This window comes from Streptococcus sp. A22, from assembly GCF_043674215.1.
Lineage (GTDB): Bacteria > Bacillota > Bacilli > Lactobacillales > Streptococcaceae > Streptococcus > Streptococcus suis_V.
The window spans coordinates 1-12,779 of sequence record NZ_JBIMJQ010000039.1 but is presented as its reverse complement, the minus strand read 5'-3'; the positions used below and the strand labels follow the sequence as shown (position 1 = coordinate 12,779).

Annotated in this window: 4 protein-coding genes and 1 pseudogene; 1 reads left to right on the top strand and 4 read right to left on the bottom strand. The window is 42.9% G+C overall.

Annotated features, from left to right (window positions below; genetic code table 11):
- Window positions 1-159 precede the first annotated feature (159 nt).
- From ACHBHN_RS10725 to ACHBHN_RS10715, 3 genes are all read right to left on the bottom strand, one after another.
- The gene (locus tag ACHBHN_RS10725) at window positions 160-1,083 is read right to left on the bottom strand and encodes a PfkB family carbohydrate kinase (RefSeq protein WP_172059613.1); all 924 of its coding nucleotides are present in this window, start codon (window positions 1,081-1,083) and stop codon (window positions 160-162) included.
- Window positions 1,084-1,186: 103 nt separating this feature from the next.
- Window positions 1,187-2,251, bottom strand: coding sequence for a DNA polymerase IV (gene dinB / locus ACHBHN_RS10720; RefSeq protein ID WP_394734092.1), 1,065 nt, complete (start codon window positions 2,249-2,251; stop codon window positions 1,187-1,189).
- A gap of 318 nt (window positions 2,252-2,569) precedes the next feature.
- Window positions 2,570-8,578, bottom strand: coding sequence for an endo-alpha-N-acetylgalactosaminidase family protein (locus ACHBHN_RS10715; protein WP_394734091.1), 6,009 nt, complete (start codon window positions 8,576-8,578; stop codon window positions 2,570-2,572).
- Between the two features lie 267 nt (window positions 8,579-8,845).
- Here ACHBHN_RS10715 and pflB point away from each other — a divergent pair, with 267 nt between their 5' ends.
- A complete protein-coding gene (pflB, locus tag ACHBHN_RS10710) occupies window positions 8,846-11,194 on the top strand; it encodes a formate C-acetyltransferase (protein ID WP_172095344.1) in 2,349 nt (782 codons plus the stop codon).
- Window positions 11,195-11,357: 163 nt separating this feature from the next.
- Here the strand turns inward: pflB and ACHBHN_RS10705 are convergent.
- Window positions 11,358-12,704 (bottom strand): annotated as a pseudogene (locus tag ACHBHN_RS10705) (UvrB domain 3-containing protein); the annotation flags it as partial.
- Window positions 12,705-12,779: the final 75 nt, after the last annotated feature.

Sequence of the window (12,779 nt, the reverse complement as noted above, 5' to 3'; positions counted from 1 at the left end):
TTTCTATACTGAGTTGGGGAATTCTAGTATATCAGACGAACATGTCTTTTTTGTTGCATTTCATTTTACAACGCGGGGATATAAGAAATTTTATTTTTTTTTGAAAATTTTTAACATAAAGCAAAATATCCCCGTTTCCGAGGATGCGATAAGGAATGACTAGACTAATTCTTCAAATTGAACTTCTGCTAAGATTTCTGCGAATTGCTCTGGCGCAACTTCTGGGAAATAATTGAGGCAGTTGGCAGTTGCGTAGGCAGCAGCCTCCTTGAGGAAGATTTCTGGCTCTTGGTTTTGGCTGATCCCCTTGACAAGGAGACCCAGATAGAAATCTCCAGCTGCAATTGGATTTTTAGCCTCTTTCTTAGGGGATTGGATACGGAAAAAGCGTTGACCGATTTTGGCCAGACTTCCCTTGCTGCCCAGGGTCACGATAAGATTTTCGTGAGGAGTCACTTCTTTGAGGATGCGCAGTACATCTTCTGGGTCATGTTCATCCAACTCTGGATAGATGTCCTTGAGCTCCTCATTGTTAATTTTAATCAGGGCTGGACGAGCCTCGTAAGCGGCACGAAGGGCTGCACCACTGGTATCCACAATGGTACGGACCGCAGGGAATTTTTCAATAAACTGCTGGATATAATCATCCGGCATCCCCTTCATCAGACTGCCTGAAAAGACCAAGGTATCACCTGGTTGCAGGCTTTCTTCGATTTGCTTAGTAAATTGATCCAGGAGTTCTGCAGTCAATTCCAGGCCTTTTTCATAGAAGAGAACCACATCCCCTGTCGATGTTTCAACGTAGATATTGCAGGTGCGGGTGTTTTGCCCAGACTGAACCACCTTGAGGGCATTGCCCTTGTCAGCATTGAGCTCCTCGATGTAGCGACCAATCGCTCCACCTAAAATAGTATGGATAACATAGTCCGTCTGGCCGTTTTCCTTGAGGGCATAGGCCACATTGAAACTCTTGCCACCTGGATAATCCCGGACTTCAAAGGGACGTAGGGGAATATTTTTCTCAATAGCCTCAACCAAGAGGGTTCGGTCAAGAGCAGGGTTGGGACAGACAAGATGAATCATAGCAATCTCCTTTTTTTATGTGATGTTCTATGATTATTATAACAGATATATTGATATATGGTTGAAAAAATTATAAAAAGAAACCAGAAATTTTCTGATTTCCCTATTTGAAATTGGTAACGGTCACACCCAGCAAACGAATGCCCTTTTCTGGCTGGCCGACTTCTTCAAAGATTTGGCGGACTTCCTTCTCAATCCTATCGGCTTGGTCAGTCGCCTCCGAAAAACTATGGCGCTTGGTCAGGGTCGAAAAATCTCCGTAGCGGATTTTGAGGACAATGGTCCGTCCTTTTTTCTGGTGCTTGGTCAGACTAACCGCCACCTTCTGACAGAGCTTACCCAACTCTTGCAGAGCATCCTCTTCACGATAGAGCAACTTGCGGTAGGTCCGCTCCTTACCGATAGACTTGCGGATGCGATTGGTTTTTACGGGTGAATTGGAAATACCTCTGGCCTTGCGGTAGAGATCAAAACCAAAACGACCGAAAGTATCAATCAAAGTCATCTCCGATACATCTAACAAATCTGCCCCAGTATAGACTCCCATCTGATGCAGTTTTTCGACGGTCTTCTTACCAACTCCGTGAAGTTTCTCGACAGGGAGACTGGCCAAAACCGGCACCGCATCCTCCGGCTTAATCAGGGTTAGTCCATGCGGCTTTTCCATGTCCGAGGCGATTTTAGCCATAAATTTATTATAGGAGACACCAGCTGATGCCGTCAGGTGTAGCTCCTTCCAGATATCGTACTGGATGAGTTTGGCAATCTTGATAGCCGAAGTGATGCCCAGCTTATTTTCTGTCACATCCAGATAGGCCTCATCAATGGACATGGGCTCGACTAAATCCGTATAGCGGTGGAAAATTTCGCGGACCTGGAGACCAACTTCCTGGTATTTATCATAGTTCCCTGAAATGAAAACCGCCTGGGGACAGCGTTCATAGGCTTCTTTGGAAGACATGGCCGAATGAATTCCAAAGGCACGCGCCTCATAACTACAGGTGGACACAACGCCTCTTCCGCCAGACAACCTAGGGTCCGCTCCAATAATAACAGGCTTTCCTTTCAATTCAGGATTGTCCCTTACCTCAATGGCAGCAAAAAAAGCATCCATGTCAATGTGAATAATCTTGCGGGATAGGTCATTGATGAGCGGAAAAACTAACATGATGCTCCTTTCTGCTCCTTCCTACTAGACATATTATAGCCTATCTAACAAATTTTTTCATAAAGCGAACATTGACAGGCAATTAGTACTCAATGAAATTCAAAATCAGACTAGGCGACGCATATGTAGATAGAGCATCACTACTTCGCATTTTTAGATAGTAGAATTTTCAAATATATAAACTTAGACGTGTCCTGTTTCTAATTCCATTTTGCTATAAGTTTGCGAAAAGCTTCGATAAACAATACAAAAGAGGCAGGTCCGATACCTACCTCTAATGTATTTGGAGAACAAGCTAATTATTTTTTTCTGAAATGACTACTCAAATCGTCTTCTTCGAGCCGCCATAGCCATTAGACCTACTAAACCAGCTGCTAGGAGCAAGCCTTGTTCAGTTGTTTCACCTGTTTGCGGTAAAGTAGCTGAAGTAGCTTTTGCTGGTTTTGGACTAGCAGCTTCTTTCGCCAAGCTTGCAGGATCAATACTTGGAAGAGCAGCTACTGTAGGAGCATAGTTAGGAACTAAGCCTCCATCGAAAGCAGGTAATGGTTCTGCTTTAACACTATCACCTTTTGCAATCACAAGCGGTGGCAATTCCCCTAACGGAAGAGGATCTGCTTTGGTACTTTCTCCTTTTGCAGTGACGATGTCCTCATCTTGTTTGACTGGCTCATCAACTGTGCCTGGATTTGCTGGCGTTTCGGTAGCATTCAAGCGAGCAACTATAGCATCTAAGATATTTGCTGTCAAAAGATTTGCAGCTTCGACAGAAGCCATAAAGTCTTCCACTTCTTTGACAAGAGCTGTCTTACCTGCTGAACGTGCTGCAGTAAGTGCTGCTTCATATGCTGACTTATCAAGGGTGGCTTCTTCCTGAACAGGTGTCAAGAAACGGAATTCAGCAGCAGACATAAATTGATCTGCAGTATCACCGTATGAGGCAGTACCTGTAATCACAATCTTCTTAGCCTTAATTGTCTTACCGAAATCAATTGTCTTAGTAGCACTTGTTGCTGGCCAATCCGCACCAGTAAAGGTATGTTCCACGTTTTGATCATCAGTAATCACCAATGTCAATGCTTTCAAGATACCGTTGAGGCCTGATTGTCTCGGCACGTATTCAAAGCGTTGAATGTCAACTGGTCTACTAAGGTTCACTGTCGCCGGCTCATTAATATGACGGCCATTCCATGGTGTGTGCCAGATAGTAGAAGGATTGCCATCAAAAGCTTTAGCTAGTTCTTCACCTTCTTGAGCATTAGCCTGAGCCAAGCCAATATCTTCGTTTGTGATTGCTGTTTTCTTCACTTGAAGATTTTGACGGGCTGTATTGGCAGTAGCAATCAAGGTACGAGCGTCTTCGATACTGATATCCTCAGGAGCTGCAGACACTGCTAACAAAGCTTCTTTGTACGGTGCCAAACTTGCTTGAGTATAGTTTTCATTCAAGACTGGGGTATTTAAGTTATAGTAATCTGTTGTCAACAAGTGACCAGTCAAGGTAACTTCTTCGATCACCAGATTATCTAGCATAAAGTCATTGTAGCCTCGGAAGTTGGCATTTCCACCAGTATCTCCCTTAGTATCACCACCACGGCGAGTTGAGAAGATACCAACCCAAGTATTGCCAGACTCTGCACCTGTAACTAAGAAACTTGCTTTCTTAGCCTTATCACTATCTTCCCATGAATTGTTCAATGGATTCAGCGTTAGGCTACCGGCATCATTGTTATAACGTCCTTCACCGATAGCAAAGGCATAAGTTCCATTGGAACCAGCTTCATAATCAAAGCTTACACGATAGGCCTTGCCAGCTTCAAAGCGGAAGTTTTGTGGAATAGTTTGGTAAACAATGCTATTGCGAGCTGTCAGACCATTTGTCTTGAGTGACCAAGTGCCTTCAATGACATCGTCCACCTTCTTACCATTCCAGCCACGTTGAGTGTATGGAGCATGTTTTTCTGCAAGGTGGGTACGGTTGTCCTCAACTCCTTCAATACCACCGATAACAAATGGGAAAATACCTTGTGGAACACTCTCAAAGTTTTGCTTGAAGGTACCAGCAGTTGTATTGTGACCTCCTGCAAACATCGTTGAGTCATTTTCAAAGACACGAATTTCATCGAAATAGGTTGCTGCATCATCTGCATCGCGAGATAGGGTCAAACGTACATTATCCACATTGTCTCCAGTTGTGAAGAATACATACATGTTTTGGAAGTAACTTGTATCCTCAACCGTTGCATTTTGTGGCAATGTATTATGAGCATAGGCTTTTACATAGTTCAGAGCAATAGACTCATTTGTATAGTTTGTAACTTCTGAACTGCCTGTATTGACCGTAATGCTAGCTTTTGCAGTACTACGGTTGTCTACCCCTACATAAGCTGCATAGCTGGTATTTGGTTTCAGACCAGTCAATTTTTGACTGAGACTAACTTTGGATGTATTGCCTTGGATACGGAGCATATCGTTGGCACCTTGGGATTTGACCAAAGTAGCCTTGCTAGTGTCACCATCAATTGTCCAATGGTCTAGCTTACCAGAGTTAAAGCCTTGGTCATAGATATGCATGCCGTCACTCCAGGACATCTCTGGATTTGTCTGTGGAGATTTATAGAGGACATACGGCACATTTGCATCCGCTTGAATGGTAATTTGACCATTGGTTACTGCCAATTCTTGAACATCTGTCTTACCTAGCTCAGTAAGTTTGTAGAGATAAACCTTATTACCAGTCCAATCTGAAGGAAGGGTCCAAGTTGTGGCACCTGCTTCTTCGTTGAAGTAGTACATTTTGTGTTTGTCACTAGTCAGGTCATTACCATTCGCATCCCAGTTCCAAGGCGCCAAGTAAGCTGCTCCATCTTGAATCGTACGACCATTCAAGGTTACTATCCGTTGACGGTAGCCAGCATTGTTAACATCATTTGACTTACGGGTCAAGACCAAGGTATTGTCAGACTTGTCTTTCAAAGTGATTTCCATCTCTGGCGTCCAAGTATAGGTTTCACCGTTGTCCGTCATACGAACAGGGTCACCATTCTTCCAGTTGGTTACTTGGAAGTGCTGGATATACTTGGTCATCAAGTTGTTGGCAAACAAGTTGGTAATGTAGCCATTGTAGTCGCTACGTCCCTGCCAGCCTTCGAAGTCTTTCATATCGTAGCCGCCAAGCAGTGGATAGTTTGCAGCACCACCATATGCAGGATAATCACCAACCCATGAATCTTTTTGGTGGTTACGAATGAAGCGGGCGATATTAGAGTTGATACCTTTCAGAGTAAAGCCACCATAGGTCAAATCTGCTGCCCAGTGCTGGAAGGTCGAGTCATACTCACCTGCATAACCCCATTCAAAGGCATTTCTCCAACCTTGCATATTGATTTCTTTGGCAAGAACATGAGTTTCCCAAGCATTTTCGCCACCAGACTGACCATTACCCCACACATCGACATAGATAAAGTCTAATCCGTCACCCAGTTCTTTCTTCAAATCTTCCCAACGTTTCAAACGGTTGTGGGCCAAATCATAATGACCACTGATATTGATACCTTGATCAATCCAGTTCCAACCATAGGCGTAGTCCCCATTTGCCTGACGACGAAGAATCTCTTCAGAGAAGTATTGGGATTCTGGATAGGTTTCAGATGCATTGACGTGAATACCTAGTTTTGCACCATATGGTTGTGATTTTTCAATCAAGGTCTTGAAGTCTTCTGTGCCACCGATACGTTTACCAATATCTGCATAATTCAAGTGTCCAGAGTCATGACCTTCACTACCATAACCTTTCAAGAGGATACTTTGTCCCAAGCCATCTGTATGAAGGGCAATTTTCTTAATACCATCCAAGGTCATCAAGAATGGGTTTTGAGCCTGTGATCCAAAGTTCATAGCAATACGGTAAGCTACCAGTTCCGGTACATATTCATGCCCTTTTGGATTGTTCATGATGTCACGGTAAGCTATAGCCCCATCTTGCCAGTCTACCTTATTATCATTGTTTACATCAGCTGCAAAAACTACTTTTGCACTTGGCAATTCGAGAGTATATTCTGGATAAACGACACCGTTGTGGGCTCCCTCCCATCTCCATGGAGAGGAAGCAATTCCTAGATGAACACCAGTTTCACCATCAACAGTATATCGGTGGCTATTTGTTGTCAAGCGTGTAAAGTCACTTGCACCACCACCATAGCTATTTTGTGAATTACTCCAAACTGCTGCCGCAAATTGATCTGTTGAAACAAAGCCATACATGTATCCTTGACGTTGGTAATTCACACCATCTTGCAATTGAATATGCTCATCACCTGTACGATGGGTGTGGGTCGACATGCGGCTTCCATCAAATTTTGCATCGGTTTGATGGCTAGCGACTGAAACCAAATTATTTTCATCAAAAGCAATGGTTTGGATCAACTTGGCAACATCATCAATCTCTGCTCCATAGGTCACTTGGTTGCGGTTATTAACTTCCAAAACATCAAAGTGAAGTTCTTTACCCTCTACCTTGATTTGAACCTTGATAGAAGCGTTGATTTTGTTAGCTTCATCCACAACATCCAAAACATAGTGAGCGGTCTTGTCGTCAACTTTGTTATAGGTAACGGTTGGCGTCACTTTCACATTGTTGATGCGTAGTGAATTGAGGGAATGAACCTGTCCAAATACCTTGTTCCCGTTGAAAGTATATTCTCTAACACGTGGGAAGGCCCGGTCAATCTTGGCAGTCAATTCACCTGAATTGACTTCATCATAGGCAACTGCCGCATCATTGACAACAAAAGCTGTTGTAGGTGTTTCTTCTTTTTCATCTGCAGGGGTCACACCTGTTTGATCATCTGCTTTTATATCAACCTTGGTTAGTTGCTGACCAAATGTACCTAATTTCAAAGCAACTCGTTTTTCAGCTGACAAGGCTTCTTTCACAGCTGTTTCCAAGTTTAGTGTATCAAACAACTGTACATCATTGTTAGTAGCATTCAACTGCCCATCTGATTTGTATGAAATCGATAGAGTATTTTTACTATCTTTTACAGGAGATGTAGTGACTGTCCGTTCACGTAGCCAGTTTCCTGTACCGTTAACCTTGTACTCCCAGAACCATCCTAAATTATCATATCCAACAAAGAGGAAGTTGTTAACATCTTTGTATTTGACAAAGACTCCAAAACGGCCTTGGTTGTCTTCGGAACGCTCTACAAATTCCAAATTTACATTGACATTGCCTTCTGGGCTTGCTTCCAATCCAGCTTTTTCAAAGATGGCAATGCTATCTCCATTATTGTTTTGTGTCGTTGAAGAAAGTGCATTGTAACGAACTCCACCTTCTTCCTTAATGGCAACTGTTCCTTTGATAGCTGAAGTAGATGTCCAGTCTGGCTGGATATCAGCTGGTGTTGGGGTTTCTTCAACCGGTTGTTCATCAGTATTTGCTTCATCGCTATTGAGACCAGTCTGGTTAGTTGCCTTAACATCTACGATGGTCCGATCTGCACCATAGCTTGTTACTTTGAGTTTGGCTGCATTGCTAGTCCGAAGATCTGCCAATACTTCTGCCGGAATTTGAATGGCATTGAAAAGTGCTGTTTCTTGATTCTCTGCAGACACGATCGAAGCAGACAATTGTCCTCCTGTTGTCAAGTTGACATTGAGACGATAAGCAGTATCTTTTGCTGGTTCATTGACACGAGTTCCACTATACCAGGTTCCGCCATTAGCTGCCGCAGGAGACTTGTACTCCCAGAACCATCCCAAATTATCATAGCCAACTAAAATATGTTTAGAAGCATCAGTATGGTTCAAATAGACACCGAAGCGACCTTTTTCAGCATCTGAACGTTCAATAAGATCTAGAGAAATAGCCGCGCTACCATCTTCATTCATTTTCAAATCAGGGCTAGTAAATGTACCTGTTGAAGCACCGTTATCTTGGCCACTAACAGAAGACAAACGGTTGTAACGAACACCATCTTCTTCACGAACTTCAACAGTACCTGCTGGGTTGGAGCTAGCTGTCCACTCCACTGCAACTTCTTCCGTTGTGTTTGTTGCTGGCGCAAGGTTGAGTTCTGGAGTTACTGCTGCCTCTGCAGTTTCTGTCGCAGCTCTCTCTTCGACCTCCTCTTCAGCCGCAGCTTCCTCCGTAGGGGCCAGAACAGCTTCTCTGGTAGCACCTTCTGCTACGGTTATTTCATCAGCCTTGATTTGAGCACCAGAAAACAGGCTCATTCCAACAATGACCGATGCTGCACCAACGGTTAGTTTTCTAATTGAGTAGTGATTTTTCTTAGAAAACAAATCTTTCGAATAATTTCTCATTGTTTACCTCCTTATGATATGTTGAGAAAATTGGTTTATACAGCTTTATTTTACAAAAACGCTTACACAATGTCAATATGTTAACATGTTTCTTTTGTTTTTTTGACAAAAATCTTTTTCTATGAAAGTTTAATAATTTTTTCACATTTTTTGTAACCAATTACCACATTTTTCAATTATTTTCAAGTATTTTGACCTTGCAGAAAGTGCTTACATATGATATACTAAAATATGTGAAAAACAAAACTATCCTAAAGGAGAACCCTCATGTCAACAAAAGTAAAAACTAAAAACGTTACTGAAGACATTTTCGCCCAAGCCTGGGAAGGCTTCAAAGGTACCGACTGGCAAGATAAGGCTAGTGTAACTCGTTTCGTACAAGCCAACTACACGCCATATGATGGTGATGAAAGCTTCCTTGCAGGACCAACTGAGCGTTCACTGCATATTAAAAAAATTATCGAGGAGACAAAAGCAGGCTACGAAGACACTCGTTTCCCTATGGATATCGACCGTGCAACTTCTATTGCTGATATTGGCCCTGGCTTCATCGATAAAGAAAATGAGCTCATCTTTGGTATCCAAAATGATGAACTCTTCAAGCTTAACTTCATGCCAAAAGGCGGTATCCGTATGGCTGAGACTACTCTCATCGAAAACGGCTACACTCCAGATCCACTCTTGCATGAAATTTACACCAAACACGCAACCACTGTAAACGACGGTATCTTCCGTGCCTATACAGCTAACATCCGCCGCGCCCGCCACTCACACCACGTTTCTGGTCTGCCAGATGCTTATTCTCGTGGTCGTATCATCGGTATGTACGCACGCTTGGCACTTTACGGGGCTGACTACCTCATGGAAGAAAAGGTAGCCGACTGGAATGCTATCACTGAGATTGATGAAGAATCCATCCGTCTCCGCGAAGAAATCAACATGCAGTATCAAGCTCTCCAACAAGTTGTTCGCTTGGGTGACCACTACGGCGTTGACGTCCGTAAACCAGCCATGAACACCAAGGAAGCTATCCAGTGGACCAATATCGCCTTCATGGCAGTATGTCGTGTCATCAACGGTGCTGCAACTTCCCTCGGTCGTGTACCAATCGTTCTTGATATCTATGCAGAACGTGACTTGGCTCGCGGAACATTTACAGAATCAGAAATCCAAGAATTTGTTGACGATTTCGTATTGAAACTTCGTACCGTAAAATTTGCTCGTACTAAATCATTCGACGAAATCTACTCTGGTGACCCTACCTTCTTGACCACTTCAATGGCAGGTATGGGTAATGATGGTCGTCACCGTGTTACCAAGATGGACTACCGTTTCCTCAACACGCTTGACAATATCGGCAACTCACCAGAACCAAACTTGACCGTTCTCTGGTCTGACAAATTGCCGTATGCCTTCCGTCGCTACTGTATGGCTATGAGCCACAAACACTCTTCTATCCAATACGAAGGTGTAACAACCATGGCCAAAGACGGCTACGGCGAAATGTCTTGTATCTCTTGCTGTGTGTCACCACTTGACCCAGAAAGCGAAGACAAACGCCACAACATCCAGTACTTCGGTGCTCGTGTCAACGTTTTGAAAGGTCTTCTTTCAAGCTGGAACGCTGGTTACGATGATGTCCACAAAGAATACAAGGTATTTGACGGTGTTGAGCCAAACCAAGAAGAAATCTTCACCTACGACCGTGTCATCAAAGACTTTGAAACTGCCCTTGACTGGTTGACAGATACCTATGTGGATGCCATGAACATCATCCACTTCATGACCGACAAGTACAACTACGAAGCAGTTCAAATGGCCTTCTTGCCAACTCACCTTCGTGCAAACATGGGCTTCGGTATCTGTGGATTTGCTAATACAGTCGACTCCTTGTCAGCTATCAAGCACGCGCAGGTTAAACCAATCCGTGACGAAGATGGCTTTATCTATGACTATGAAGTAATCGGTGACTTCCCACGCTACGGTGAGGATGATGACCGTGTAGATGATATTGCGAAATGGCTCATGGAAGCATTCTATACTCGTCTTGCAAGCAAGAAACTCTATAAGAATGCGGAAGCTGCCGTGTCTATCTTGACTATCACTTCAAACGTTGCCTACTCTAAACAAACTGGTAACTCGCCAGTTCACCGTGGGGTATTCCTCAACGAAGATGGCTCAGTCAACACTTCTAAAGTAGAATTCTTCCCACCAGGTGCCAACCCAACTTCTAAAGCTCGTGGTGGTTGGTTGCAAAACTTGAACACCCTTTCTAAATTGGACTTCAACCATGCCAACGACGGTATCTCATTGACCACTCAAGTTTCTCCAAAAGCGCTTGGTAAGACCTTCGATGAGCAAGTAACAAACTTGGTGACAATCCTTGACGGCTACTTCGAACAAGGTGGTCAGCACGTTAACTTGAACGTTATGGACTTGAACGACGTTTATGAGAAAATCATGGCTGGTGAGGACGTTATCGTTCGTATCTCTGGATACTGCGTAAACACTAAATACCTCACTAAAGAGCAAAAAATGGAATTGACCCAACGTGTCTTCCACGAAGTTCTCTCAATGGACGACCACGCAGCTGAAGTTTCAGGTGTGAATGCTTAATCAAAACAAACTGAAAAGGACTTGCAATGCAGGTCCTTTTTGTTGTATCAAAAAATCCTCCCGCACATTGTGGAAGGATTGTCAATGTTCGGAAGGAATTATGGAGGATTTACGGAAGAATACAGAACCAGTTCATAAAAAAATCCCTGTTATACAGGGATCATCATTTGTCATCCTTCAAACTTCTATAAACATCGTCTATAAACAGCTTGGCAATTCTCTTTTTAAAATCATCGTTATTAAGCAAGACACCAAAGAAATCTTGATTTTGCATATAACCCTCAGTCAAAGCATTGTCAATCTCATCCTCAAAAGAAAACTCGAAATCTTCACGAGAATTTACCTTAGCAGACTGCTTAAGTTTCTCATTTTTCTTCATGAGTTCACGAATAGAAACTGCTCCGCTAACACCGATTTGAGGATCAATCGTCAAATCAAGTTGCTCATTGATTTCATCAATAATCTCTGAAAGACGTTTTTCCTGTTCTTCATCAATAGGTCCGATTTTAGGTTTATTAAGCGAAAGAGTGTATTCTCCTTCCAAGTCAGCTACAGTATGGATACCTGTTTGCTTGTGCTTCATGTAATCAACCACAATCTTATCCGCAATGGTAAAATCCGTCCCACCAAGCCGAACATCAATCATCTTCACCAATTCTTGTAGATAATTATAACGCTCATGCAGAACCTCATTTTGATAGGCAGTAGCTTGAATCAGGAAAGTATACATTCGAAGAAAACCTCGGAAAACTTTTTTGATTTCCAACTGCTCCTTCGCATCAAACTCCCGAACACGACTGCAACCTTTATTCAACAATGCTGTCATTTTTTGTTTGTCCCGACTAGAGCGTTTCTCTTGATAAAGGAATTGATTAAACTCATGGATAACATCACTGTCAAGAATACCATATTCGTCTATCTTACGCACCAAGTCAAATACATCACTTGGCGTAATCGTTTCTGATAAAATCGTTTCCTTATAGTAAGGAGCAAAAGCCTTGTTTATATCCTCATAGGTATTTTTAAAGTCTAGTACAAAAGTTTTCTTATTGTAGCCTCCCACCGTACGATTGAGGCGAGATAGAGTTTGTACAGCTGCTACATCTCGCAACTTTTTATCTACATACATAGCCACCAATTTCGGTTGGTCAAAACCTGTCTGGTATTTATTGGCCACAATCAAGACCTGATAATCATCTGTATCAAATCTCTCTTTAAGCTTGTCCTCCGCAATTCCGTTCATCAGAGCCTCGGTATAATCCTGATCATCCATACTCACCTTACCTGAAAAAGCAACTAAAGCTCCAATACTGGTGATATGATGCTCTTTGAAATAACGTTTAAAAGACTTTTGATACTTGACCGCTGCTTCACGACCCGATGTAACAATCATAGCTTTACCTTGACCGCCCAACTCAGCCATAATGTCATGACTGATGAAGTGGTCCATGATGATTTCAACTTTCTGGTCAATATTTTCATCCGATAACTCGATAAACTTGGCAATCCGCACATTGTCAAGTCAAGTGCAACAAGTTCATTGATAACTAGAGATCCAGAGGTTAAGCTGTCTGGGCTAGCCCAA

Bases quoted from the DNA above. Each gene is read 5' to 3' on its own strand.
- dinB (WP_394734092.1), bottom strand. From the start codon at position 2,251: ATGTTAGTTTTTCCGCTCATCAATGACCTATCCCGCAAGATTATTCAC.
- ACHBHN_RS10715 (WP_394734091.1), bottom strand. From the start codon at position 8,578: ATGAGAAATTATTCGAAAGATTTGTTTTCTAAGAAAAATCACTACTCA.
- pflB (WP_172095344.1), top strand. From the start codon at position 8,846: ATGTCAACAAAAGTAAAAACTAAAAACGTTACTGAAGACATTTTCGCC.
- ACHBHN_RS10725 (WP_172059613.1), bottom strand. From the start codon at position 1,083: ATGATTCATCTTGTCTGTCCCAACCCTGCTCTTGACCGAACCCTCTTG.